This window comes from Paenibacillus sp. SYP-B3998, assembly GCF_010820665.1.
In the GTDB taxonomy this organism is placed as follows: Bacteria; Bacillota; Bacilli; order Paenibacillales; family NBRC-103111; genus Paenibacillus_E.
The window spans coordinates 64,808-91,125 of record NZ_JAAIKC010000008.1; the positions used below are offsets into that span (position 1 = coordinate 64,808).

Below are 26,318 nucleotides of genomic sequence, written 5' to 3' on the forward strand. Positions count from 1 at the left end.
ACGAACACAGTTTTGCAAAAGCAAAACGCTAAGGAGGAGTTGAAACCATGAAGGTATCTTATCAGTGGTTGTCAGAATATGTAGATGTATCAGGCCATACAGCAGAGGAATTAGCCGAAAAGCTAACTCGAAGCGGTATTGAAGTTGATATTGTAGAAAACCGAAATAAAGGTGTAACGAATGTGCTTGTCGGTTATGTGAAATCTCGCGAAAAGCATCCTGATGCAGATAAACTAAGCGTTTGTCTCGTAGATGTCGGACAAGGCGAAGATTTACAAATCGTGTGTGGCGCTAAAAATGTGGATGCGGGACAAAAGGTTCCTGTAGCTATTGTTGGCGCTGTGCTGCCTGATGGCTTGCACATCAAACGCGCTAAGCTGCGTGGCGTAGAATCACAGGGAATGATTTGTTCAGCTAAGGAGCTTGGACTTAACGACAAGCTGCTGCCAAAGGAGATCCAAGAAGGTATTCTAGTTCTTCCAGAAGATACGGAAGTGGGCAAATCCATTCTTGATGTACTGGCTATTAATGATAAAGTGCTGGAACTTGACCTGACACCTAACCGTTCGGATTGCTTAAGCATGCTTGGAGCTGCCTATGAAATCGCCGCGATCTTGGGTCGCAGCGTTAAGCTGCCGGATACGGAATCAGCTCTACAAGCTGCTGGAACAGCAGCAGGCAAAGCCGCTGAAAGTATCAGCGTGAACATTACGGCAACGGAGCAGTGCACGCATTATGCCGCTCGTTTGATCGAAGGCGTACGGGTTGGCACCTCGCCACTGTGGATGCAGAACCGCTTAATGGCGGCCGGTATTCGCCCTATCAACAACATCGTAGATATCACGAACTTCGTGATGCTGGAATACGGACAGCCGCTGCATGCTTTCGATGCGGACCAATTGAATAATGGCCACATCGACGTACGCCTGGCCCAGCCAGGCGAGAAGCTTGTTACGCTTGACGATGTTGAGCGTACGTTGGAGCCTCACATGCTGCTTATCACTGACGGCACGAAACCTGTGGCAATCGCTGGTGTCATGGGCGGTGCGAACTCCGAAGTGACTGAGAGAACTACACGGATTCTGCTTGAATCTGCCAAGTTCGCAGGTAGCTCGGTGCGCCGCACCTCACGCCAGTTAGGTCTTCGCTCGGAAGCAAGCCTTCGCTTCGAGAAAGAAGTGAACCCGGAAGCGGTGCTTCCGGCGCTGAACCGCGCAGCGGCCTTAATGGCCCAATACGCAGCGGGGCAAGTGGCAGACGGCATCGTAGAAGCCGTTGCTGGCTCTAACGAATCGGTTCACATCGAGCTTGCAGTGAACCGTGTGAACAGCTATCTCGGCACGTCACTATCGTTAGCTGAGATTGAGGCAATCATTGAACGCTTGCACTTTACTTATGAGCAAGCAGGCGACAACAAACTGCTCGTGCACGTGCCTAGCCGTCGCGGAGACATTTCACGGGATGTCGATTTGATCGAAGAGGTGGCGCGTCTGTACGGTTATGACAACATCCCGACAACGTTGATGAGCGGTGTGACGACGCCCGGCTCTCTAACGAAAGAGCAGTCGATCCGTCGTATCACGCGGAACCTGTTAACTCAAAGCGGGCTGCATGAAGTCATTACTTATGCTTTCACTCAGCCAGATCAAAATACACTGTTAACTGGCTTGTATCCTTCTGCGAAGTCGATTTCCCTCGCGATGCCGATGAGTGAGGATCGAAGCCAACTGCGTACGAGCTTGCTTCCGCACCTGCTGGAAGTAATTAGTTACAATCGTAATCGCAGCATGGATAATGTAGCGATTTTCGAGATGGCTAAAATCTATACAACGGAAGAATCAACCCTGTCCGCTCTTCCTGAAGAGAAGCTGCTTCTGTCTATCGCATTGACAGGTAAACGTCGTTCATCGCATTGGGCGCAAAAAGAAGAATCAGTTGATTTCTATGATATTAAAGGGATTTTTGACCGTCTTGTAAGCTATTTGGGCGTTGAAGGACTTGAGTATGTGTCCGCGGCTCCAGCTGGCTTCCATCCAGGGCGCACAGCTGAGCTTTATCTGAACAATGGGAATGGACAGCAGCTTATCGGCCGTATCGGGCAGCTTCATCCAGGACTACAACAACAACGTGATCTTGATGATACGTATGTACTTGAAATTGAACTAACTCCGCTGATGGCTGCAGCGAACGAAACCATTGCTTACAGATTATTACCTCGTTATCCTTCAATTGGACGCGATCTGGCCGTTGTTGTACATGCAAATGTGCCTGTTGGTCACATGGAACAGACGATCCGTCAAGAAGCTGGAGAATTGCTCGAGTCCATCCAGGTTTTCGATATTTACACCGGGGAGCGATTGGGCGCAGATCGTAAAAGCGTAGCTATCGCACTTGTTTATCGTCATGCAGAGCGTACCTTGCTTGATGAGGAAGTAACAGAGCTTCATGCCAAAGTTGTTGCTGCGCTTGAGCAGCAATATGAAGCTGAGTTAAGAAAATAGTGTGAATTTCACCCCATTGGCAGGAAAACAGGCTGGTCTTATCGAATTGATGTCGATAGGACCAGCCTTTCATCTAAGGGAGGATATGAAGAGTGAGCACTGAAGATAAAACAAGAATTACTGTTGAAATATATGGAAATCAATATAAATTAATGGCCAGTACAAGTACAAATTACATGAAGCGTGTGGCTGAATATGTAAACGATCAAATGTTTCGGATTGCAAAGGGCTATCCTCGTTTAGATTCTCAACGAATTGCTGTGCTTGCTGCCGTGAACATGGCCGATGAATACTTCCGCCAAAATGAGGTCATGGAGGATATTTCTAAAGTTCAAAAAGAGAAAGAAGCTGTGCAAGCAAGCTATGAGAATATGCTGCAAGCTTATAATGAGCTGAAACAGGAGCATGCAAACAAAGTTAATCTTGCCGCTGAGCAGCTCGAACAATTTGAAGCTAGCAAAAAACAGCTGCTTGAAGAACGTGATGCGCTGACTAAGCAGCACGCGGCTGAAAAAGAATCATTTCTTCAAAAGCAGCAGCAGGACAAGAAATTAGCTTTCCAACAGCATGAGCAAGAAAAGCAAAATATGTTAGCTAAGTATGAGGCTGAAAAAGCAGCCTATATGAAGCAAGTTCAAGAAGATAAGGCAAATACGATTAATCAGCTCAAGGAAAAGCAAGCCGGTATGATGCAACAGCATCAAGCAGATAAAGAAGCAGCAGCTCAAAGATATCAGAAGGACAAAGAGCTTTTAACACAACAATACGAAAAAGAAAAGCAAAACCTCATAACCCAACAAGAAGCAGATAAAGAGACTTACACGAAGCAGCTTCAAGAAGTAAAAGCTAGCTCTTTAAATCAACTTAAAGAACAGCAAACAATGATCACTCAACAGCACAATGATGAGCTAGAGCGGTTAGCTGAAAAACATCGGAGAGAGAAAGAATTTCTGAATCAACAATTTGAACATGATAGACAAAGCAGCTTAGTCCAACAAGAAGCAGATAAAGAAGCTTATTCGAAGTCGCTTCAAGAAGAAAAACAAGCTTTGCTTAATCAGTTCAAGGAACAGCAAGCGAATTTCATTCAACAGCATGAGGAAGATAGAGAAAGATTAGCTCAGAAGTACGAGCAGGACAAAGCTTTATTAACCCTGCAGTACGAACAAGAAAAACAAATGCTTCTAGAAGATTATGAAGCAGATAAAGCGACACATGCCAGACAGCTTCAAGACGAAAATCTAGTGATTATCAGACAGTATCAGGAACAACAAACGAATATTTTTCAACAGTATGAAATCCAGAAAACGAATATCATTCAGCAATTTCAATTACAAATCGAATCATTGGTCGAACAGCATAAAAAAGATAAAACAAACCTCGTTCAGCAATATTTGGATCAAAAAGAGCAGCTCATCGAGCAGGTTCGGAAAGATAAAGAGGAGCTCATGCAGCAAGGGCTTCATGATGAGGAATTACAGAAAGAGCTAGACAGCGTAAAGGAAGAATATCGTCAATTACGCGAAGAATATGCGAAGCTGCAGACCGAATACAACGAATGGATTCAACTTGTAGAAATTGATGCACCCGGAAGGTAACCGCCAGTGACAATGAATAGCTTAGACTATATGATGTTGGCCGCGGTAGCACTAGGGTTGCTGCTGGGTTATTTAAGAGGTTTTATTGCTCAAATTGTCTCATTAGCTGGCTTCATACTTGCCTATCTGGTGGCCTTTTACTTTTATAAGGATTTCGCGCCCCTGCTGAGCAATGCGGTTTCGCTTCCTACTTATCAGAATTACCAGAAATATGAGTTCATTGTTAAAGGGTTTAATTTAGACACCTATATCTTAAATGCGATTGCTTTTGCTATTTTATTTTTTGGGGTCAAATTTGCACTTGTTATCATTGGCAGAGCCTTGAACATGATCGCCAAAGTTCCTGGCCTTAACTTTATCAATCGATGGAGTGGAGCTCTTCTAGGCCTGGCTGAAGCGCTCCTAATCTTAATTATTGCAATTAATATTATAACAATTGTTCCTTCGGACGGACTGCAGAAGCTCCTCGCAAGCTCGACCATAGCCCCGTACTTAATCAACGAAATGCCCAATGTGGCTGGGAAGCTCCATGAGCTTTGGAAACAAGGCATCCACACATAAAAGCTACCCTCCTTTTTCTAAAAAGGTGAGGTAGCTTTTATTTTTGTTTCTTTTTGTGTATATGATTTTGTTTTGTTCTAGGAATTTATGAAGGCACCGGCTTCAACGAGTGCTCCGTTCATGCTTTGAGCTGGAAGGGATGCAAGTTGAATGAGATCCGAAGTTACTTCGAGAGGGTCGCGTCCTGTTGCGTGCATTTCCGTACGGATTGTACCTGGGTTAAACATATTGCACAGAATGTCTTTGCTGCTCATCTCATCTGCTACCGTACGAGTTAGAGACTCCAGACCTGCTTTACTGGCGCTATAGGCTACGAATCCGCCTGCTCCATTGACAGCAAGCCCGGAAGTAATGTTAATGATTCGTCCATAATTATTGGCTTCGAAGACTGGCAAACACTGTTTAATTAAAAGGAATGCGCCTGTCAGATTGTTTACAATATGGTAGTTCCAGCTGTCTAGGGAGGTTTCTTGTGTTTGTCCCGCTTCGAATACAGCGGCATTATTGATAAGAATATCGATTCGTCCCGTGAAGGATAAGGCCGCGGCAACAAGTTTCTTTACATCAGGCTCTTGAGAAACATCTGCATGTACGGCAAGGCTGCTTCCACCTAAAGAAGTAATTTGTTCATGAACGTCCTCGATCTTGTGAAGTCTTCTACCACAAAGAACGACATGTGCTCCTTCTTGTGCAAAAGTAAGTGCCATTGCCCGACCAAGACCGCTTCCGGCTCCAGTGATAATGGCCGTTTTTCCATTCAATTTCCCCATGGCCTATGCTCCTCCTCGATACATAATCTATTAGCTTCATCGTAGCAGAAGGGGAACGGGAAGAGAAATTAGACTTTCTTATACACAATTGGAGAAAATATTATAGTCCACAAAAAACCACCTCAACGCAGATGCCGCGAAAAGGTGGTTGCAGTCGAGTTTATTCAACAATTAGTGTGGATTTCATATCTGCGTGTCCTGATCCACACATAATGGAACAGATGATGGGAAAGGAGCCTGCTTTGTCCGGTGTAAACGTAACCGTTTTGGTACCATTACTTAAATTTACTTTAAAATCCTTAATTGAAGCACCGTGCATGCCTTGAGCGTTGTCAAGGGTAATCGTTACCGGCTCCCCTTTTTTAACTCTATATTCGGGTTGATCAAATTTGAAATTAGTGGCTTTAAGCGTAACTGCTTGTCCGCCTGCTTGCGCTGCAGCAGTTGCATTGGGTGCTGCGGCTTTATCTTTGTTTCCGCAAGCTGCAATGGCCAGAACCAAAGCAATACCCATTAGGAGAACGAGTAATTTTTTCATTATAGATAACCTCCGTAAATCCTATTTTAAATGTAACATCATTGTACACGACTGCTCAAAAAAAAGCAGTGACAAACTAGTGAATGAGGAGATACATGCATAGGAAAAAGATCGGCCCGGCGATTAGAATCGCTGCAGGCCGACCTTTTTTAGGGCTTTGCCATCGGTATCATTTTCCCGTAAGCGTACAGGTCAATGATGATCTTCTTTACCTGTGAGACCTTGCTCGAAAGGGGTCTTGACAGGGATAAACAGATCGATGATCCCGATGACCAAAGCGGCTAATACTGCACCTATCATACTACTGGAAACGTTGTGAACGACGAATTGAGCTGTCCAAATGACCAGCGCGCTCACAAGAAAACCAACGATTCCTCTGCCAAATGGAGTAATTCTTTTGCCAAAGATCCCTTCAATGATCCATGCGGCTACGGCAATTACCAGGGCAAGGAAAAATGCGCTCCAGAATCCACCGACCTGAAATCCAGGCACGAGCCAACTGACAAACATCAAAACCAAAGCAGATACAATAAACCTGACAACATGACCAAGAAGATGCATCTTTGGTACCTCCTCTTTTGTGATGAGACTTTTCTCACGACAAGAAGCGTTTTGTAACAGGATTTGGTGCTTTTGAAGGTTTGCGCGACTCCTTTTTGGCAAGAGAAGTAGGTGCACAGCTTAGTGTGTCCTACGTCTTTTCATAATATGGGAGGCAGCATCTTCCATATAAACGATAGTCTCCGTAGCTAATCCAGTTCCCTTTGGTTTATAATATAGCTAGAGAAAAGAGGTCGAGGACGTTGAACAAGAAAATTATTAAAACATTGGATTACCAGAAGATTTTATATAAATTGAGTCAGCATGCAGAGACTTCGTTGGGTAAAGAGGCAGCTGAGAAGCTTGAACCCATCGGAGAGTTCGAAGTAGTTAAACTGCGTTTACAAGCTACAGATGAAGCTGTTAACGTGGAGAGACTTAAAGGTAACGCGCCCTTTGGGGGGATTCGGGACATCAGAGCTTCTCTGCATCGTGCTCGAATCGGAGGTATGTTGAACCCCGGAGAGCTGCTTGATATTTCTACCACGTTGTTTGGTTCAAGGCGATTAAAGCGATTCGTCCTTGCTGTTCATGAGGAATATCCGGTTCCGATGCTGAAGGATCAAGTAGAGCTCCTGACGGAAAACAAGCAGTTGGAAGATAAAATCAACAGCTGCATTGATGAGAACGCAGTTGTGGTTGATAGTGCAAGTCCTGAACTGGGACGTGTGCGGAATGAACTTAGAACAGGTGAGGCTAGAGTTAGAGAACGCCTAGAGCAGATGATTCGAAATTCATCCGTTCAAAAGATGCTTCAGGATGTACTGATTACAATTCGTAACGATCGTTACGTCATCCCTGTGAAAGCCGAATACCGTTCCAGTTTTGGCGGTATGATTCACGATCAATCGGCTTCTGGTGCAACGCTATTTATCGAACCTGAATCTGTTGTTCAGTTGAATAATAAAATTCGAGAACTCAAACTTAAGGAAGAAGTTGAGATTGAGAAGATTTTGCGCGCGCTAACCGAGCTTGTCGCGGAGCAAGTCGACTTGCTTGTAATGGATGTTGAGCTTTTGGCGCAGCTTGATTTTATTTTTGCCAAGGCTGGCTTAGCCAGAGAACTGAAAGGTACTCAGCCTAGACTTAACGATCGTGGTTTCATTAAAATCAAGCGAGGTCGCCACCCCCTGATTGCAGCAGATGCGGTCGTACCTCTTGATCTGGAGCTAGGGAATGACTACTCGGCGATTATTGTTACGGGTCCTAACACAGGCGGTAAAACAGTTTCACTAAAAACAGTAGGTCTTCTGAGCCTGATGGCGATGTCTGGGCTTTTTGTGCCTGCGGAGGAGGGAAGCCAGCTGTGTGTTTTCGACGCCATTTATGCGGATATTGGGGACGAACAAAGCATCGAACAGAACTTAAGTACTTTTTCCAGCCATATGACGAACATTATAAGCATTTTGCGAGATATGACTCCCAAAAGCCTGGTATTGCTGGATGAGCTCGGCGCTGGGACGGACCCGGCGGAGGGTTCAGCTTTGGCGATTTCTATTTTGGACTATATGCATCAAATTGGTTGTCGCATTATTGCAACGACGCATTACTCTGAACTAAAGGCGTATGCCTATCAAAAACAAAACACGATTAATGCAAGTATGGAGTTCGATGTACAGACGCTTAGTCCGACATATCGTTTGCTTGTAGGCGTTCCAGGACGAAGCAATGCCTTTGCTATCGCTGAGCGTCTCGGCCTGTCTCGCCGAATCATTGAGCACGCCCGCGGTCAAGTAGGCGAGGAGGATCTGCGTGTCGAATCCATGATCGCTTCGCTTGAGGAGAATCGACTGATCGCCGAGTCCGAGCGCTTAAGCGCAGAACGGCTGCGGCGGGAAGCGGAAGAATTGCGTCTTGAATTGGAGGCGCAGACGAACAAGTTCCACGAGCAAAAGGATAAGCTGCTCGAGAAGGCCGAGCGCGAAGCGCGCGAGGCAGTCGCCAAGGCGCGCCGCGAGGCGGACGAGGTCATCGCCGATCTGCGGCGCATGGCGCAAGAGGAAGCCGGTGGAGTCAAGGACCACCGGCTGATAGAGGCGCGCCGCAAGCTGGATCAGGCGGCGCCGGAGCTGCGCGAGAAGCGTGAAACTCGCGCAGTGAAGAAACGGCCAGAGCAGATTGCGGCCGGTGATGAAGTGCGTGTCGTGAACCTTGGTCAAAAAGGTCACGTGGTTGAGATCGTCAGCAGTACAGAAGCAACTGTGCAGCTTGGTATTATGAAGATGAAGGTCAACCTGTCTGACCTTGAAAAAATAGGCGCTGCCTCACAGAAAAAGCAGCAGCACCAAACGGCAACAACCGTGAAGCGAACTCGCGATGAAAACATTCGTTCGGAATTGGATATGCGCGGCCTTAACATGGAGGAAGCGCTGATAGAAGCAGACCGCTTTCTCGATGAGTCGTTTTTAGGCAATCTTGGTCAAGTTTTCTTGATTCATGGCAAGGGGACGGGCGTGCTTCGCACGGGGATGCAGGAATATTTACGCCGTCATAAGCATGTGAAGAGCTATCGAATGGGCAATTACAACGAAGGCGGGGCCGGGGTCACAGTCGTCGAAATGAAATAACAAAAAAAATTATGATCTTTTTTGAAACCCTATCTTTGCAAACACGTATGTAATGTGTGTAAACACCGGTGAACAAAAAAGAATTTGCAACACCCAATCATAGATGTTCAAAACTAGGAGGAAATTACAAATGGGAATTTTCAAAAGATTACGCGACATGACAATGGCTTCGGTTAACGACTTGCTAGACAAAGCAGAAGATCCAGTAAAAATGTTAAACCAATTTCTTCGCGATATGGAAGAGGACATCCTTGAAGCGGAATCTGCAGTAGCGAAACAAATCGCTATTGAGAAAAAATTCAAGCAACAATTTGAAGAATCACAAGAGATGGTTGAAAAGCGTTCGGAGCAAGCACTTAAAGCATTGGAGCAAGGCAATGAAGATTTGGCTCGTCGCGCGCTTCAAGACAAAAAAGAACACCAAGAGCGTTTTGATGAGCTTAAGCGTCAATATGATATGGCCAAAACGAATGCGGATCAACTTCGCAATCAGTTGACTGAGATGAAAGATGAATTCGGTAAAATGAAAAACAAGAAAGATTTGTTAATTGCTCGCGCTGAAACAGCCAAAGCACAAAAGCAAATCAATCAAGCAATGTCCGGCTTCGGTACAGACAATGCGGCTAAAGGCTTTGATCGCATGAGTGAGAAAGTTCTTCAAATGGAAGCTGAAGCACAAGCTAGCGGAGAAATTCGCGCTAAAAGCCGCAGCCTAGATGATGAGCTTGATCAACTTAACAAATCCGATAGTGGCGTGGATGATGAGTTAGCTGCTATGAAAGCAAAGCTTGCTGAAAAAAAACAATCCTAATGATATAATAGTGTATGCACCTGCGAGAGACTGAGTATAGCTCAGTCTCTTCTACCTTTTGTAAGGGAAGGCAGGAGTCGATATGAACGAAGAGGTGGATGTATTGCTCAGCAACCCGTATTTGTCTACGCTCGCTTTTTTTACCGTAGCTGTTATCGCACTCGTGGTATTCCTTACTCTGTTTGAGTTGGTAACCAAGTATGATGATTGGGCTGAAATTAAAAAAGGGAACATCTCCGTGGCAATGGCTACGGGTGGTAAGATTTTTGGGATCTGTAATTTATTCCGATTTGCTATTTTGAACAATGACACGATGATTCATTCGCTCATCTGGGCAGGGTACGGGTTTGTATTACTTCTCGTGGCTTACTTCATATTTGAATTTTTAACGCCTTATTTCAAAATTGATGAGGAAATAAAAAATGACAACAAAGCGGTAGGTCTGCTTTCTATGATGATTTCGATTTCTCTCTCCTATGTAGTTGGAGCCTGCGTAACCTAATAGTCAAACTACACAGAGACCACATCCCTATTAAGTTGTGGAGGCTTGAACAATGAAATACCTCTGGGGTACCTTGTTTGCTATTGCAGTTGTGTTTATGGCGGCAGGGGTTTATTATTTATTGAAGTATGCATGAAATAGGTGGAGGATTAAGCAATGAGTACCAATGAGGAAGTCGTTTGTCCTTGGTGCCAAACAGAGATTGTTTGGGACCCTGAGATAGGGCCAGAGGACGAATGTCCGCACTGCTTTAATGAATTAAACGATTATCGCAGTATTAAACTTACTGTCAAACAAACAGGCCAACCGCTTCGTTTTCAGGAGAATGAGCAAACAGAGCCAGATGAAGATCTATCTTTGGCCTGGGATGACTCTGATGAGCCTCTCGATAGCTATGGAGAAGCCATTCAACGGATTTCGGATGAACAGGAAGAAGCGCCAGAGTGTTCAGGTTGCCACGAATTTTTGCTTTTAGCTGGCAAAGAGGTTATCAGTCAAGGCTCCTTTACACCTCACATTCCTAAAACTTTAGGAAATGCTTTTCTAACCGCTCCGGTAACACTTCACGTGTACGTATGCCCGTCCTGCTTCAAAGTGGAAAAAGTGTTATCTGATACCGATCGCCTTTTGATGGTAGAACGAATTAAAGACAAGTAAGCCAAGCCGAATCCTCGTGGATTCGGTTTTTCTATGTGGCGTTCGTTATATTTTCACCTGGTTGGGGAAGCTTAACAAGAATGATTCTATCCAGGGGAAAGGTGAGTAGACGAATGCAGCAGGATCAGAATGGGCAGCGAGTTCATCGAGGGAGGACAAAGGATGCGATCCCTACTAACTATTTTGGAAATCGGGGAAATGTTCCGACAGGGAAAGCCTCCAAAGAGCAGGATTCAAAAGGAAAGGGGAGACTTGATGCGCAAGCCATCTTGTTATTGGTTATGCATACCTTATTCGGAACTGCGAATGCGCTATCTGGGACCTTTGTTGGCGTATATCTGTGGAAGGCCAAAAATGATTACGCATTAATTGGCTGGTTTACGCTCACTACTCATTTAACGATGGCCATTACATTCTGGCTGGCCGGCAAATGGGTCAAAGAACATAATAAGATGAACTGCCTGCGAGTAGGTATGGCGGTTTCTGCGTGTTTCTACATGCTTGTACTATGGTTAGGCAGCAACAGCTTTCATTATTTTATTTGGCTTGGGATCGTGCAAGGGATATCAGCTGGTTTGTTCTGGATCTCATTTAATGTTGTTTACTTTGAAGTTACAGACCCAGATAACCGAGATCGATTTAATGGGTGGATGGGCTTATTAGGCTCTAGTGCTGGGATCGTAGCTCCGTGGATATCTGGTTTACTCATTGTGGGACTTGGCGATATTGTTGGCTACCGCCTGATTTTTTCGATTTCATTAGGCATCTTTGTTCTTGGTGTTATTGTCAGCTTTTTTTTGAAAAAGAGAAAGGTACAAGGATCTTATGAATGGTTACTACCCGTTCGTTGTTTGAAACAATCGGGAACGCCTTGGAGGCGAGTCAGCTTGGCTTTAGCCGCGCAAGGGTTCAGGGAAGGCGTATTCGGCTTCATGATTGCTCTCTTAGTCTACATAGCTACGTCCAGTGAAGCGAGCTTAGGCAAATTTGTGCTCATAACGTCGGCTGTCTCACTACTTAGCTTTTGGGTAGTGGGGAAGTTTATTAAACCGCGATTTCGCAAAGGCTCGATGCTCTTAGGCGCATTGATGATGGTAGCTGTCATCTTGCCTTTTTTTTGGAAAGTGAATTTTACCACACTTTTACTATTTGGCGTGGGTGCTTCTTTATTTCTTCCGTTGTATACGGTTCCTATGGTATCAGCCGTTTTTGACCTTATTGGTTCGGATGAAGCAAGTGCAAAACAGCGGGAAGAGTATGTTGTACTTCGAGAATTAGGTCTGAACGTAGGCCGTGTGCTTGGAGTCTTGTTATTTATAGGCGTCGTATCTTGGAGTACTACACCACTGGTTATCAATCTGCTTTTGCTCATCATAGGAAGTTCACCTTTGATCAGCTGGTATTTTATGAGAAAACAACTAACGCTAATTAAACCTTGACATCCGTAACGTTCCCGATAAAAATGTGTGTAGAGTAAGTTATTGGGAAAAGGAGCGTGTGGCCCGTGACGCATAAAAATAAAAAAATGGTTAACAGTGTTGCAGAGCTTATTGGGGACACGCCAGCCGTTAGAATTAACCGTCTCGTGCAGGAAGGCGATGCTGAACTTTATGTGAAGCTTGAATATTTCAATCCCAGCGGCAGCGTGAAAGATCGGGCAGCATATAATTTGATAACGCAGGCGGAAAAGGCAGGACTGCTTCGACCTGGGGCTACCATCATTGAACCGACAAGCGGTAATACGGGCATCGGCCTAGCAATGAATGCGGCTGCCAAAGGTTATAAAGCTATTCTCATCATGCCCGACAATATGAGCAAAGAGCGGATTAACCTCTTGAAAGCTTATGGAGCAGAGGTTGTGTTAACTCCCGCTGCGCTGCGCATGCCTGGGGCCATCGCCAAAGCGGTGGAGCTGAGGGATCAAATCCCTGGCAGCTATATTCCGCAGCAGTTCGAGAACCCCGCGAATCCGAGCATTCACCGGACTACGACAGCGCTTGAAATCCTCCAGCAGATGGAAGAGCGGCTCGATGCGTTTGTTGCTACCTCAGGAACTGGAGGTACCATAACCGGAACTGGCGAGGTGTTAAGAGAAAGGCTGCCGCACATTCAGATATACGTTGTAGAACCAAAGGGATCTCCTGTATTATCAGGCGGCAGCCCAGGACCGCATAAGCTGGTAGGAACGAGTCCAGGCTTCGTGCCAGCGAACTTAAATACAAGCGTATATGATCAAATCGTTCAGGTATCCGATGAAGATGCCCTACAAACCACAAGAGACCTCGCTAGCAAGGAAGGCATACTGGTTGGTCCGTCTGCCGGAGCATCGGTATGGACGGGCTTACAAGTGGCTCACAGGCTTGGAGAGGGCAAACGAGTGCTCTGCATCGCGCCGGATACAGGAGAAAGATATTTAAGTATGGATATTTTTTAAGGAATTGCTGGATGCAGTAAAGACCGTACCCTCTTGAGGGAGAAACAGGACTTTACTGTTTTTTTACATTCTGAATGTTGCATAAAAATTCAGTAATAAGTATAATTATAAGGGTAAAGAGGTTATTGATGAAAGGTGGTTGTTTCGTTGAAGTTAGCCTATGTGAATGAACTCCCGCAGAAAGATCAACTTGCTGAATTTATACAGATCTATACAAATGAATGCATAAAATTTGGTATTCAAACAACTAGTTTGCATATTCAAAGTCCACAATGTGTAATTTCGGTGTACGATGATAATGTGCTTGTCGGAATTGGTTGTATGGACGATGTCATGCATGTTCATGTGCGTCCTGCATACCGTCATCGCCAAATTGAAACGACTGTTCATAAGCTGCTGCAAGCCGAGTTTAAGTCTTTGCATGCGCTAGCGAAGTAACTTAAAGTAATTTGTAATGACCATGGGGCTAATTCCTGTGGTTTTTTTGCTTGCTTATAGAGGAGAAATCTGTTTTATAAAAATAATCTGCTTATTAGGTAGCACACTAATTGAATTCGGACAGCAGTTCATTGTAAGATTGTAGGATGACAGATTAACAAATCAATGAAAGGTAGGTTTAACCAATGGATGCTTTGAAGCTTAAAATTCTCGAACTACTGAAAGAAGATGCCCGCAGGAGTGCGGAACTGATCGCCACGATGCTAGGAACGGCGGAGGCCGAGGTGGCGCGAGCGATAAGCGAGATGGAAGCGGAAAAGGTCATCGTCAAATACGCGACAGTGGTCAACTGGAGCAAAGTGGATGACGAAAAGGTTACCGCCCTGATTGAAGTACAAATTACACCGGAACGCGGACGCGGATTCGATGCGATTGCGGAACGGATTTATTTATATCCGGAAGTAAGATCGGTTTATTTAATGTCTGGCGCTTATGACCTTCTTGTCGAAATTGAGGGAAGCTCGCTTAAAGAAGTTGCTTCTTTTGTATCCAATAAGCTTTCGCCAATTGATCGCGTGCTTTCAACGAAAACGAATTTTATATTAAAAAAATACAAACAAGACGGCATTATTTTCGAGGATCAGGAAGATGATCACCGAATGCTCGTCTCACCGTAAGGGAGAGATAACGCTATGATCAAAGATGACATAACGATTCCGCAAGTAAAGGCAAAGTCGATGGCGGATTATCTCGCTCCTGCGGTGCGTGAGATTAAGCCGTCGGGCATTCGCAAGTTTTTTGATTTGGTCAGTAATAGCAAGGATGACATCATCTCACTTGGTGTAGGGGAGCCGGACTTCTCGACACCATGGCATGTTCGTGAAGCAGCTGTGTACTCGTTGGAGCGCGGCCGCACGAAGTATACGCCGAACTCCGGGATTCCAGAGCTTCGTGAAGCAATCGCCGACTATTTAGACAATTCCTTCAAGGTGAAATATGAGCCTAGGGATGAAGTGCTTGTGACGGTTGGAGGAAGTGAAGCCATTGACTTGGCCCTTCGCGCTTTAGTCACACCGGGAGACGAGATTCTTATTCCAGAGCCTTGTTACATCTCCTACTCACCGATTACAAGCATTAGTGGCGGTGTACCTGTTGGGATTGAGACATCGGCTGGAAATCAATTCAAACTTACTGAAGAGTCTCTTCGTGCGGTGTTGACCCCACGTTCCAAAATATTAATTCTTTGTTATCCAAGCAACCCGACTGGCGGCATCATGACGTATGAGGATTGGCTGCCTATAGCCAAGGTTGTTGAGGAAAAGGATCTGATCGTCATCTCCGATGAGATTTATGCAGAGCTTACTTATGGTCAGAAGCATGTTAGCTTCGCCTCAATTCCTGGGATGAAGGATCGGACGATTTTGGTTAGCGGATTTTCTAAAGCTTTCGCGATGACAGGCTGGCGGATGGGCTATGCATGCGGTCACCCAGAGCTCATCTCAGCGATGACCAAAATTCATCAGTATACAGTAATGTGCGCACCTGTTATGGGACAGGTAGCTGCACATGAAGCGTTGACAAACGGTTTGGAAGAAAAGGATCGAATGATAGAGTCCTACAATCAGCGACGCAGGTTGATCGTCAAAGGCTTCCGTGAAATTGGGTTAGAGTGCCATGAACCGCAAGGCGCATTCTATGCATTCCCGAGCATCGTGAAGACGGGTATGACTTCGGACGAATTCGCACAGCGTTTGTTGTACGAAGCGAAGGTAGCTGCAGTACCTGGAGATGTGTTCGGATTAGGGGGAGAAGGTTTTCTACGATGTTCTTACGCATATAGCGTCTCACAATTGAACGAAGCGCTCGAAAGAATCGGAAATTTCCTCAAAAAATTGTAAAAATCCAGTAAAAAAATATGTTCATTGGAGACAAAAACTGGTATTCTTGAAGTAAGGAGGGGTGAGCATGGCTTTTATGGAATATCAATTGTCAACGTACCGAAACCATCTGCATATACGTGAAAATGAGTCCGAACGACGTTGGTTGTTCAAGCATGCGAAGAAATCCAACTCCCTTACTTCTTTAGAGGAAGAGATTCATTCTCTGAGACGAATGCTAGAACAGATGGTGATGGATGGAAGAGAAATGACATCGGCATCCGTAGTTGAATTAAGCACTGTCCTTGATCACAAAATAAACGAATATATGAATAAAGGGAAAAAGAGTCGGTGATGAGCCGACTTTTCTCATGACTATCGAACGCTAGAGATCGTACACGGAGGGACTGTCACAACATGAAAGTGAAACTGCTGCTCATCACGATGATTGCACTCATGATAATGCTAGTTGGCTGCGGTGGACCAAAGCCAGATGTATCTATTTTCATTATGGGAAAGAACGGTTTTCCTAGTGAATTAGGGGACAAGTTGGGAGCTTCACTCAAATCGAAGGTCGGTGAAATTCCAACCGTGAAAGTTGTTTCTTCACCGATATTTTCGATGGAGAAAATGATTGTTGAGCTTGCAGCTGGCGGCAACGGCATTTTCATTCTAGCTGATGAACAATTCCAAACCCTGACAAAGCAAGCTGGTTTTGTACCTTTGGATGATACAATTAAACCAGAGGAATATCCAGATGGTGTCGTTGAAATTGCAGAGGATGGGAAGCCAGCAGAGAAACACCTCTATGGGATTCCCCTTGCAGGTAACAAGTGGATGAAAGAACAGGGATTAGATGGTAAAGGACTTGTTGCCTTCATTCCGCAAAATGCAGAGAAAATCAATGAAGCTAAACAGGTTCTCAAGGTAATTGCTCAAAAGTAGCGGGCAGGAACCTTGTACAACAGTTGAAACTCATCTATAATCGACAATAAGATTAGATTCGTACTTATTTATGCAGCCATAGGTGTTGGCAAGCTCATCTTTGTGAGCATGCCGCTTAATAGGGAAGCCGGTTTGAATCCGGCGCGGTCCCGCCACTGTAATCGGGAAATGTCCTTGAAATGCCACTGTCCTGCTTCATGCGGAATGGGAAGGCAAGGAAGCTAATGCCCGAAAGTCAGGAGACCTGCCTGTGGTGCCGTCTACAACATCCTTCGTGGAAAAGGATTGCGTTAAATCAGGAGGCAACAGCTCGTTGTTTTGCAACCCGTGATTTATCGTCCCCTCTGTTCCTTAGGAACCCAGGGGGCTTTTTTGATTGGGGACGGCAAGTTGAACATAAAAAGATGAGAGAAGGATTAAATGAATGTTACATAGTAAAAATTGGAAACAAACGATATTGTTAGCGACAGCCTTGGCAGCAGCGGTGAGTCTAGCAGGCTGCGGCAAGAAAGAAGCTCAGCCTGAACTCTCAGATCCGGCGAAACTCGGTTCGACAACGACTAAGGCTCCTGCGGGAACAGCGGCGCCAACGGCAGCTGCGAAGAAAACACAATATCCATTGAAAATTAAAGATGCAACAGGTAAAGAGTTTAAGTTTGATAAAGCCCCAGACCGTATTGTGTCTGTGTCACCGGCAGAAACAGAAGGCTTGTTCGCACTCGAATTGGGTGACAATATCGTAGGGGTATCGGATTTCGATGATTATCCAGATGCAGCCAAATCCAAGCCGAAAATGGGCGGGATTGTTAAGCCTAACCAAGAAGCATTAATTGCTGCGAACGCTGGAGTGGTTTTTGCTGGCGTATCAATGAAAGCCGACACGGTGGAGAAACTGCGCGCGATGAACATTAATGTGTTCAAAGTGGAGCCCAAAACATTGGATGATGCGATTGCAGATATTCAGACGTTTGGAGTTATTACTGACCGTCAGGAGCAAGCGGATAAGGTTGTTTCTAAGATGAAAGCGGATCGTCAAAAGGTCGTTGACGCAGTGAAAGATGTTAAGGCTGATCTAAAGAAAAAGGTATACATTGAGTTCAGTCCAGGTTGGACTGTGGGCAGCGGGGAATTTATGGATGAGCTGATCAAGATTGCTGGCGGTGTCAACGTGGCTAGCGATACGAGCGGCTGGCATCAAATCAGCGAAGAGAAAATTATTCAACAAAACCCTAGTGTTATTTTGTATGCAAAAGGGTTTGTAGATGATAAAACAAAAAAACCACTGGATGAAATTATTGGTTCACGCAGTGGATGGGATCAAATCGATGCAGTTAAAAATAAGAAAGTTATTGGCGTTGACCAAAATTTACTAAGCCGTCCAGGTCCAAGAATGACAGAAGGATTGCTTGAAATGGCGAAAGGCATTTATCCTGAACTGGTGAAATAAATGAAAAGAAAATTAATGTTATGGGGAGGAGTAGGCGTTATACTCCTTCTTCTTTCTATTCTAGTCAGTTTATCTCTTGGAACAGCAAGGCTGCCCATACTTCAGATTGCCAGTATTTTAGTTAAACATATCCCCTTGTTGGGAGATCACATTCATATAAGTTGGCCGCAATCCTCTGACCAGATTATTATGAAGGTCAGATTTCCGCGTGTCATACTGGGCATTCTAGTGGGCGCATCGCTTTCCGTTGCTGGGGCGGCGTTTCAAGGAGTACTACGAAATCCGATAGCTGATCCTTATACGCTTGGCGTATCATCAGGCGCGTCGGTGGGTGCATCCATTCTAATCTACTTCGGATTGCAATATGCCTGGTTCGGTCAATGGTCTATACCTGTTGTAGCCTTTGGAACAGGACTCATTTCTCTGCTGCTTGTCTTGCGGCTTGCTCAGATTGATGGAAAGTTGAAAATGGAGACATTGATTTTATCCGGCGTAGTTATGCAGGCTTTCTTAGGGGCTATTGTCTCTTTCGTGGTATCTCTTTCAAATCAAGTGATTAACGAGATTGTGTTTTGGTTAATGGGAAGCTTGGCTATGCGTGGTTGGTCGTATGCATCGCTGATGTCTCCTTACATTTTGATTGGCTTTGTCATGCTCATCAGTTATGCGAGGCCTCTTAACTTGTTGGCGCTTGGCGAACGTCAGGCGGCTCACCTTGGGGTGCATGTAGAGCGAACGAAGCTTATCGTGCTCATCGTAGGCACTTTTCTCACAGCAGCTGCTGTTTCTGTAGCTGGGATTATCGGTTTTGTCGGGCTCATCGTACCGCACTTGGTACGCTTACTAGTAGGGCCGGATTATCGTTTAATCATACCGCTGTCCGCGTTAGGCGGGGGGATATATGTATTATGGGCGGATACGTTAGCTCGCACGCTGCTGAGTCCAACGGAAATTCCGCTTGGGGTGATCACGGCTTTTTTAGGTGCTCCGTTTTTTGCCTACCTGCTTCATAAGGATAAGAAAATACGAAGAGGCTGATTAGGATGATTGAAGTTGAGCAGTTGTCCAGAAGCTTCAGAGGACAGCAAGTACTAGATAAGATTAGTTTTGAGATTAAGCAAGGAGAGTTTTTTGGCATTATCGGGCCAAATGGCAGCGGGAAATCAACGCTGCTCCGTTTAATATCGGGGATCGATCCTGTAGCAAGCGGAAGTGTCCGTTTGAATGGGCAAGCCGTATCTTCTTACTCTCGGAAGGAATTAGCTAGATGGTTGGCTGTCCTTCAGCAGAATGCCTTGCCTCCCGTAGGTTTTACGGTTAGAGAAGTTATAGAAATGGGACGCTACCCCTTCCAAAGCTGGATGGGTGAAGACTCCTTAGATGCAGAAACGCTCATTGCAAGCATAATTGATAAATTAAATTTAGCTCCATTAGCCCAGCGAACGATTGAGCAGCTGAGCGGTGGCGAATGCCAGCGTGTTGCCCTTGCCAAGGTCATGGCTCAGCAGCCGCGACTCCTGATGCTTGATGAACCTACGACGTTTCTCGATATTGGTTACCAGATTCAGATGATGGACTATATTAAGGAATGGCAGCTTGAGTCGGAATTGACTGTTGTTGCCGTGCTTCATGATTTGAATTTGGCCGCGCAGTATTGCAGCCGATTGATGGTTGTTAATCAAGGAAAAGTAGTAGCCGTAGGGACGCCTGAGGAAATCATTACGAGCTCTTTAATTGCTAGGGTGTATGGAACGGAACCTATTGTTTTAAGGCACCCCGTAAATAAAGCCCCACAAATCTTACTGCAGCCAGGCAAATAATGGATAGGATAGGAGACGCAAACGTGAGTCATATGGAACAAATCATTGCAAGCATTAAGCCGATAGATCAAGCGTTTGTTCATTTAGCTGAGCAGCATTTGGATCAACTAACCAAGCCGCCGGGAAGTTTAGGTAAACTGGAAGACATCGCTCGTCAAATGGCAGGGATTACTGGAGAAATCATGCCTGTATTTGAGAAAAAAGCTGTTATCGTTATGGCTGGTGATCATGGTGTCTGCGAGGAAGGCATCAGCGCATTTCCTGCGGAGGTGACTCCGCAAATGGTGTTTAACTTCGTTTACGGCGGTGCTGCCGTTAACGTTCTTGCCAGACATGCAGGGGCTGATGTTGTCTGCGTAGATGTCGGGGTAAATGCGGATATGGAGCACCCTGCTCTCGTATCGAGGAAGGTTAGAAAAGGTACTCGAAACATGGCTCGCGAAGCAGCCATGACTCGAACAGAGGCTCTACAGGCGATTCAAGCTGGCTTAGAGGTTGTAGATGAGCTGGCTGCAAAAGGATACCGTCTCTTTGCGACGGGAGACATGGGTATTGGCAATACGACGGCCAGCGCAGCGATTCTATGCGCGCTGACAGGTATTGACGTTGGCTCCGCCGTAGGCCGGGGAACAGGTATTGACGATGCGAAATGGCTGCATAAGCAATCGGTGGTGAAAAAGGCGTTAGAAATGAATATGCCTAACGCTGAGGACGCACTTGATGTGCTTGCCAAAGTCGGCGGACTCGAAATCGCCGGCCTCGTTGGGGTGATTCTTGGCGCGGCGAAGAACCGATGTCCGGTTGTAATCGACGGCTTCATCTCGTCGGCAGCTGCGCTTGTGGCGAGCCGATTAGCCCCGCTAAGCGCTTCCTATATGCTCGCCTCTCACTTGTCACATGAGCAGGGACATGCGAAATTGCTCGAAGCTGTTGGCCTAGGGGCGATGCTACAAATGGACATGCGGCTAGGAGAAGGCACAGGTGCTGTGCTTTGCTTCAACCTGATCGACGCCGCAGGCAAGATCATGAAGGAAATGGCTACATTCGAAAGCGCAGGGGTTTCGCGCGGTTAATGGATGCTAACAAATCGAGTATCCAACTGGAAAGTTCGTAGGAGGGAAGCCATGGCGATTCTAGTTACAGGTGGCGCGCGAAGTGGTAAAAGCTCTTTCGCCGAAAGGCTCTCGATGCGCAGCAGTGAGCAGGGGATTTATATTGCGACCTCCCAAATCTACGATGAGGAAATGCGGGAGCGGGTCGATCTACATCGGCAAATGAGGCTTGAAACGGGGTACCCTTGGGAAACCAGAGAGGAGCCGTATGCGTTGCGGGAGCTTTTGCTCCAATTACAGGAGACAGGCAGCAGCGAGCGAGCTGTGGTGATGGTCGACTGTCTGACGCTTTGGCTTTCTAATTGGCTGCTTCGCTTTGAAGTTGAGCCAGATACTGCCGCTTCAGTGATCAAGCAGATCGATGCGCTTGTTGACACAGTGTCCACCTACAGTGGACATTTGGTGCTCGTCACGAACGAAGTGGGCAGCGGTATCGTACCTGAATATCCACTTGGACGGAGTTTTCGCGATTTAGCCGGAAAAATGAATCAGCGACTGGCTGAGTGTTGTGATGAAGTATTTCTCGTAACGGCAGGCATACCGATTGAATTAAAAAGATGGGCGTACCGCTTGGACTAGAGCGGCAGGTATGAAACGGTGATGGCAATGTGGTTGTATTCTTGGCAGGAAATTGTTGCGATGACGGCAGCTGCTATTTGTGTAGATTGGATCATAGGTGACCCCAAGTGGCCGACACATCCAGTCATTTTCATAGGGCGCTGGATTCGTTGGGTCGAAAGCAAGCTGCGTAAGGAGAGCGAGGGGCGGGCAGTTAGCGATAGCGGCTCTCAACTTAAGGCGAAGGGCGTTGTGCTAGCCGTATCCACTGTTCTTCTCAGCTTCTTGATGGTGTTGGCACTTGTTTGGACCGCTCGTTCGATCAACGAGTGGTTGGGCTACATCGTCTCTACATGGCTCATCTCTACAACAATAGCCATTAAGGGATTGAAAGACGCGGCGTTTCTCGTCTCTACCCCTTTACGCAGCGGCAATCTTGTTGAAGCCCGTAAATATACGGGCTATATCGTAGGTAGAGACACAGAGCAGCTCGGCGAGGAAGAGATGACGCGGGCGGTTGTGGAAACTGTCGCGGAGAATATCGTGGATGCCGTCATCTCGCCGTTGTTTTACGCATTAATCGGTGGCGCCCCGCTGGCGATGTTCTATCGGGCATCGAATACGCTAGATTCGATGGTTGGCTATCGAAATGACAAGTACCGTCATTTCGGTTGGGCGTCGGCCCGATGGGACGACGTAATGAATTGGATTCCAGCCCGGCTGACCGGCCTCCTGCTTATTTTCGTCGCTCTGCTGCAGCCGGGGCTCTCTGCGAAGCGATCAGCGACAGCGATTCGTTGCTTCGCACACCTGCACCCCAGCCCTAACAGCGGAATTCCAGAGTCGGCGGTAGCCGGAGCGTTGGGAATTGAGCTGGGTGGGCTGAATGTCTATGGGGGCGTTGCAAGCGAACGCGCCCGACTCGGTTGGCCGCTGCGGGAGAGATCGCAGCGGGATATTGTGCTCGTCGTAAGGATGCTCTACGGCGTCAGCTTTGTGGTGATGGGAGGCCTCCTATGCGTTCTACTCGCATGGCTCTAAATAATTGGCTGCATGGCGGGATAGCAGCCTTTCAGTTTTTAACGAGATTGCCAATCCCCGTGCAAATTGAATATACGGGACAAGTATTTCGAAGAAGCGTTGTTTTTTATCCCTTGGCAGGTCTTGTCATTGGTCTTATTTTATTTTTTGCAGGACAAGGGTTGAGATTTATGATGCCCGCAATGCCAGCAGCAGTGCTGCTGCTCGGTTTGTGGGTGTTTTTAACAGGCGGATTGCATTTGGATGGGTTAATGGATACAGCGGACGGTATTTTAAGCCACAGACCTCTCGAGCAAATGCTAGAAATCATGAAAGATAGTCGAGTTGGGGCGATGGGCGTTATCGTATGTGTGCTGCATCTGCTTCTCAAGTTTTCGCTCCTATTCAGCATGTTGGGCAGTGAACAAGGAGGATGGAAAGCGGCAAGTTTCTTCCTTGTGATGATTCCGATCTGGAGTCGCTGGTTTATGGTTGTCGCGATTTATGGGTGGCCTTATGCGAGAAGGGAGTCGGGTCTCGGGAGCTTATTTCACGGAGTGACCAAGGGGTACGTAGCATTATCAACAGTCGGAGCCCTATTGGTCACGACGATTGCTGCTGCGATAGGACATAGCAGGTTAACTGCTCTTTTGGGTGCCGTTCCTGCGTGGAGCTTCGTTATTGGATTCTTTGTTCTAACTTTCCTTGGAGGTTATCTAGCAGCGGTGTATATTAGCCGCAAGTTAGGCGGTTTAACAGGCGATACATATGGCGCTTTGAATGAACTGCTTGAAGCTTTTTTGCTTCTCGTGGCAGTTGCAGTATGTATAACATGAAAGGGAGAGAGAAACATGCTGGAACGATACGGACATGGGGGAGATTTATGGACAGCAGAAGAGGCGTATGGGCGTCCAAAGGAGCAATTTTTAGATTTTAGTTCTAATATGAATCCGCTTGGGCCACCGAAAGTTGTAGAGCAGATTTTGAAGCATCAATGGCGTGATATGGTGAAGTATCCAGACCCTGCTGTGCGGGAGCTGCGGGCCAAGCTAGCAATGAAATACGAAGTTCCTATTGAAAGTATTTTAGTTGGAAATGGAGCCGCTGAGCTGATTGATTTGACAGCAAGAGTATTGAAATCCTCTGTGACTGCTTTGGCGAGGCCTTCTTTTAGCGAGTATGAAGAAGCGGTAACCAAATCGGGTGGAAGGGTCTATTCCATTCCGCTAGATCCTTTGCACGAATTCGTTTTGCAAGAGCAAGATGTGGAGGGAAGCTATTCTTCAAGCGATCTTCTCTTTTTGGGACATCCGAATAATCCAACAGGACGGCTTATCCCTCAGCGATTATTAAGTCGCATCGCACAAAGCGGACGCAACTTGGTGATTGATGAAGCCTTTATGGATTTTGTTCCGAATGAGACCGAATATTCCATGCTCAACTACGCAGCTGCAAGCAAAAATGTGTTCGTGATTCGCTCAATGACGAAATTTTATTCCATCCCCGGTATTCGTCTTGGGTTTATGGTGGCACATCCAGCATGGATTGAGCAAATAAAGGAGCTTCAGGTTCAGTGGAGCGTTAATTATTTGGCTCAGCGAATCGGAACAGCGGTTCTTGATGATCTAGCCTTTGAGCATGCAAGCAGGCAGTGGCTCTATGAAGAAAAGCCTTGGCTCATTGAGCAGCTTGGAAGGTTAGGTCTAGAAGTTATCCCGAGTGATGCGAATTTCTTGCTTTTCGCTTTCCCTGTGGAGGCGGGGATTGACGTGAAGCAAGCTCAGAAGCATATGGGTCAACAAGGGATTTTAATTCGAGACGCTTCTCTGTTCGAAGGCCTCGATCGTCGCTACTGTCGTGTTGCGATCAAGCTTCGCGAAGAAAATGAGCAGCTTGTTCAAGGCATACGAATCATGATGCACGACTTAGGCGTCAGACGGAATCGAGGGAATGAAAATGAATGAATCGAATGAGACGAATGCGCAAGCTATCACCCTTATGGTTCAAGGGACAGCTTCGGATGTAGGTAAGAGTATTCTAACGGCTGCTCTGTGCCGAATTCTTGTTCAGGATGGCTGGCAAACAGCGCCCTTCAAATCCCAGAACATGTCTCTGAATTCCTATGTTACCTATGACGGTAAAGAAATTGGTCGCGCTCAGGGAGTACAAGCTGATGCTTGTAAAATATTGGCGACGACGGATATGAACCCGATTTTATTAAAACCCAAGCAGGATATGGTCGCACAGGTCGTTGTGCACGGCAAGCCGTATTCTGATCTTGATGCGCGAACGTATCGGGAGACTTACTTGCCTCAAGCGGAAATCATTGTAAAGGATGCGCTTACTCGATTAAGGAGTTCATACGACGTTGTTGTATTGGAAGGTGCGGGAAGTCCGGCGGAGATTAATCTGAAGGATCGAGATATCGTTAACATGCGGCTAGCGGGTTGGGCCGATGCTCCAGTTCTTCTCGTTGCGGATATTGATCGCGGTGGCGTATTTGCTTCGATTGTCGGCACATTAGAAATTTTGCTGCCGGAGGAAAGAGATCGTGTGAGAGGCTTTATTATTAATAAATTTCGCGGAGACGTAAGCTTGCTGAAGCCAGGATTGGATTGGCTGGAAGAGCGAACGGGTAAGCCTGTGCTTGGCGTCATTCCTTATTTGCCGCAGCTTGGGATTGAAGATGAGGATTCGGCTTCGCTGGATTCTAAAAGAGTGCAGCGTAAGTGGAACGAGAATGAGCGTATTCGAGCAAAAGATCAACTCGACATTGCCGTTATCAGGCTCCCACGGCTTTCGAACTTCACGGATTTTGACCCTCTTCAGGAAGAAGAAGACGTCCATTTTCGTTATATTTCCAACTTGTCAGAATGGGGACAACCAGACGTTGTGTTACTTCCGGGAAGCAAAAACACGATGGACGATTTACGATATTTAAAGGAATCTGGGCTTGCAGAGCGCATTGCTGCTTTTTCGCAAGATGAGCTTGGGTGGGTTGCTGGTATTTGTGCCGGATATCAAATGCTCGGTAAGAAGCTCTTGGATCCGCATAGGTACGAATCGGATCATCTGGAGCTAGAGGGTTTAGGGCTGTTGCCCACGGAAACGATTTTTACATCGGATAAACGAACTGTTCAGGTTCAAGGAATCAGCACACTTTTTGCTGATGAAGGATCTGACATTGTGATAGACGGTTACGAGATCCATATGGGGCGGACTACCTATATCGAGCCGATTAAAGCTCCTTTCAATATTCAGGCTCAAGTGGAGACAGACAGTGAGCATCAACGAACTGATTTTCATGGAGATGGGGCCTCTGTTGAAAATGGTCGGGTTTGGGGAACTTATTTACACGGTATTTTACATAATGATGATTTTCGCAGGGCCTGGTTAAATACAATTCGTACCCAAAAGGGTTTGATGCCAATCGTGGGTGGACTTCGATTCAAGGAACGAAGGGAATCGGCTTTCGACCGATTGGCTGAACATGTGCGCAATCACTTGGATATGAAGCAAGTTTATGAGATTATGGGAGTAATAAAGACCAGAATATAGGAGG

At 46.2% G+C, this 26,318-nt stretch carries 26 protein-coding genes and 1 riboswitch; of the genes, 23 read left to right on the plus strand and 3 right to left on the minus strand.

The features are described 5' to 3' along the window. Positions 1 to 47: 47 nt before the first annotated feature. The 3 genes from pheT to GK047_RS19390 all read left to right on the plus strand — a co-directional run bounded on the left by pheT (position 48) and on the right by GK047_RS19390 (position 4,660). Positions 48 to 2,501: a phenylalanine--tRNA ligase subunit beta gene (gene pheT, locus GK047_RS19380; RefSeq protein WP_163950477.1), complete on the plus strand. Its 2,454-nt coding sequence runs from the start codon at positions 48 to 50 to the stop codon at positions 2,499 to 2,501. A 92-nt stretch (positions 2,502 to 2,593) separates the two neighbouring features. After that, positions 2,594 to 4,099 (plus strand): cell division protein ZapA, encoded by a 1,506-nt coding sequence (gene zapA, locus GK047_RS19385; protein ID WP_163950480.1) that lies wholly within the window; start codon positions 2,594 to 2,596, stop codon positions 4,097 to 4,099. A gap of 12 nt (positions 4,100 to 4,111) precedes the next feature. After that, positions 4,112 to 4,660 (plus strand): CvpA family protein, encoded by a 549-nt coding sequence (locus GK047_RS19390; RefSeq protein ID WP_163950483.1) that lies wholly within the window; start codon positions 4,112 to 4,114, stop codon positions 4,658 to 4,660. A gap of 77 nt (positions 4,661 to 4,737) precedes the next feature. Here the strand turns inward: GK047_RS19390 and GK047_RS19395 are convergent, their stop codons facing one another. The 3 genes from GK047_RS19395 to GK047_RS19405 all read right to left on the minus strand — a co-directional run bounded on the left by GK047_RS19395 (position 4,738) and on the right by GK047_RS19405 (position 6,529). Next, on the minus strand, positions 4,738 to 5,430 hold the full coding sequence (locus GK047_RS19395; protein ID WP_163950486.1) for an SDR family NAD(P)-dependent oxidoreductase: 693 nt from the start codon (positions 5,428 to 5,430) through the stop codon (positions 4,738 to 4,740). Positions 5,431 to 5,590: 160 nt separating this feature from the next. After that, positions 5,591 to 5,968, minus strand: a complete 378-nt coding sequence (locus GK047_RS19400) for a cupredoxin domain-containing protein (RefSeq protein ID WP_163950489.1) — start codon at positions 5,966 to 5,968, stop codon at positions 5,591 to 5,593. A 192-nt stretch (positions 5,969 to 6,160) separates the two neighbouring features. Then, positions 6,161 to 6,529, minus strand: a complete 369-nt coding sequence (locus tag GK047_RS19405; RefSeq protein WP_163950492.1) for a phage holin family protein — start codon at positions 6,527 to 6,529, stop codon at positions 6,161 to 6,163. Positions 6,530 to 6,771: 242 nt separating this feature from the next. Here GK047_RS19405 and GK047_RS19410 point away from each other — a divergent pair, with 242 nt between their 5' ends. The 20 genes from GK047_RS19410 to GK047_RS19505 all read left to right on the plus strand — a co-directional run bounded on the left by GK047_RS19410 (position 6,772) and on the right by GK047_RS19505 (position 26,314). Beyond that, entirely contained in the window at positions 6,772 to 9,135 is a 2,364-nt protein-coding gene (locus GK047_RS19410) for an endonuclease MutS2 (protein ID WP_163950495.1), read from the plus strand. Positions 9,136 to 9,265: 130 nt separating this feature from the next. Next, positions 9,266 to 9,946: a PspA/IM30 family protein gene (locus GK047_RS19415; protein WP_163950497.1), complete on the plus strand. Its 681-nt coding sequence runs from the start codon at positions 9,266 to 9,268 to the stop codon at positions 9,944 to 9,946. Between the two features lie 82 nt (positions 9,947 to 10,028). After that, entirely contained in the window at positions 10,029 to 10,448 is a 420-nt protein-coding gene (locus tag GK047_RS19420; RefSeq protein WP_163950500.1) for a DUF350 domain-containing protein, read from the plus strand. Positions 10,449 to 10,604: 156 nt separating this feature from the next. Further along, entirely contained in the window at positions 10,605 to 11,105 is a 501-nt protein-coding gene (locus GK047_RS19425) for a hypothetical protein (protein WP_163950503.1), read from the plus strand. A 113-nt stretch (positions 11,106 to 11,218) separates the two neighbouring features. After that, a complete protein-coding gene (locus GK047_RS19430; RefSeq protein ID WP_163950505.1) occupies positions 11,219 to 12,544 on the plus strand; it encodes an MFS transporter in 1,326 nt (441 codons plus the stop codon). 86 nt (positions 12,545 to 12,630) lie between these two features. Next, the gene (cysK, locus tag GK047_RS19435) at positions 12,631 to 13,539 is read left to right on the plus strand and encodes a cysteine synthase A (RefSeq protein WP_163950900.1); all 909 of its coding nucleotides are present in this window, start codon (positions 12,631 to 12,633) and stop codon (positions 13,537 to 13,539) included. Between the two features lie 147 nt (positions 13,540 to 13,686). Beyond that, on the plus strand, positions 13,687 to 13,977 hold the full coding sequence (locus GK047_RS19440) for a GNAT family N-acetyltransferase (protein WP_163950508.1): 291 nt from the start codon (positions 13,687 to 13,689) through the stop codon (positions 13,975 to 13,977). Between the two features lie 185 nt (positions 13,978 to 14,162). Beyond that, positions 14,163 to 14,654, plus strand: a complete 492-nt coding sequence (locus GK047_RS19445; protein WP_163950510.1) for an Lrp/AsnC family transcriptional regulator — start codon at positions 14,163 to 14,165, stop codon at positions 14,652 to 14,654. A gap of 15 nt (positions 14,655 to 14,669) precedes the next feature. Next, entirely contained in the window at positions 14,670 to 15,875 is a 1,206-nt protein-coding gene (locus tag GK047_RS19450; protein WP_163950513.1) for an aminotransferase class I/II-fold pyridoxal phosphate-dependent enzyme, read from the plus strand. A 67-nt stretch (positions 15,876 to 15,942) separates the two neighbouring features. After that, positions 15,943 to 16,209 (plus strand): aspartyl-phosphate phosphatase Spo0E family protein, encoded by a 267-nt coding sequence (locus tag GK047_RS19455; protein WP_163950516.1) that lies wholly within the window; start codon positions 15,943 to 15,945, stop codon positions 16,207 to 16,209. A 62-nt stretch (positions 16,210 to 16,271) separates the two neighbouring features. Then, entirely contained in the window at positions 16,272 to 16,799 is a 528-nt protein-coding gene (locus tag GK047_RS19460) for a hypothetical protein (RefSeq protein ID WP_163950518.1), read from the plus strand. A 63-nt stretch (positions 16,800 to 16,862) separates the two neighbouring features. Next, positions 16,863 to 17,065, plus strand: a riboswitch (cobalamin riboswitch). A gap of 158 nt (positions 17,066 to 17,223) precedes the next feature. Further along, the gene (locus GK047_RS19465) at positions 17,224 to 18,246 is read left to right on the plus strand and encodes an ABC transporter substrate-binding protein (protein ID WP_163950521.1); all 1,023 of its coding nucleotides are present in this window, start codon (positions 17,224 to 17,226) and stop codon (positions 18,244 to 18,246) included. Then, positions 18,247 to 19,284, plus strand: coding sequence for a FecCD family ABC transporter permease (locus GK047_RS19470; RefSeq protein ID WP_163950524.1), 1,038 nt, complete (start codon positions 18,247 to 18,249; stop codon positions 19,282 to 19,284). A 5-nt stretch (positions 19,285 to 19,289) separates the two neighbouring features. Then, positions 19,290 to 20,066 (plus strand): heme ABC transporter ATP-binding protein, encoded by a 777-nt coding sequence (locus GK047_RS19475; RefSeq protein ID WP_205516882.1) that lies wholly within the window; start codon positions 19,290 to 19,292, stop codon positions 20,064 to 20,066. Positions 20,067 to 20,098: 32 nt separating this feature from the next. Beyond that, positions 20,099 to 21,139, plus strand: a complete 1,041-nt coding sequence (gene cobT, locus GK047_RS19480) for a nicotinate-nucleotide--dimethylbenzimidazole phosphoribosyltransferase (protein ID WP_240344060.1) — start codon at positions 20,099 to 20,101, stop codon at positions 21,137 to 21,139. Positions 21,140 to 21,190: 51 nt separating this feature from the next. Continuing rightward, complete coding sequence (gene cobU / locus GK047_RS19485; RefSeq protein WP_163950530.1) at positions 21,191 to 21,757, plus strand: bifunctional adenosylcobinamide kinase/adenosylcobinamide-phosphate guanylyltransferase; 567 nt, start codon at positions 21,191 to 21,193, stop codon at positions 21,755 to 21,757. A gap of 27 nt (positions 21,758 to 21,784) precedes the next feature. Continuing rightward, complete coding sequence (gene cbiB, locus GK047_RS19490; protein ID WP_163950906.1) at positions 21,785 to 22,777, plus strand: adenosylcobinamide-phosphate synthase CbiB; 993 nt, start codon at positions 21,785 to 21,787, stop codon at positions 22,775 to 22,777. Further along, positions 22,753 to 23,592 (plus strand): adenosylcobinamide-GDP ribazoletransferase, encoded by an 840-nt coding sequence (gene cobS, locus GK047_RS19495; protein WP_163950533.1) that lies wholly within the window; start codon positions 22,753 to 22,755, stop codon positions 23,590 to 23,592. The genes cbiB and cobS overlap by 25 nt, the downstream gene beginning before the upstream one ends. Before the next feature lie 15 nt (positions 23,593 to 23,607). Then, positions 23,608 to 24,720: a threonine-phosphate decarboxylase CobD gene (gene cobD / locus GK047_RS19500; RefSeq protein ID WP_163950536.1), complete on the plus strand. Its 1,113-nt coding sequence runs from the start codon at positions 23,608 to 23,610 to the stop codon at positions 24,718 to 24,720. Continuing rightward, entirely contained in the window at positions 24,713 to 26,314 is a 1,602-nt protein-coding gene (locus tag GK047_RS19505; RefSeq protein WP_163950538.1) for a cobyric acid synthase, read from the plus strand. The genes cobD and GK047_RS19505 overlap by 8 nt, the downstream gene beginning before the upstream one ends. The last annotated feature ends 4 nt before the right edge of the window (positions 26,315 to 26,318 follow it).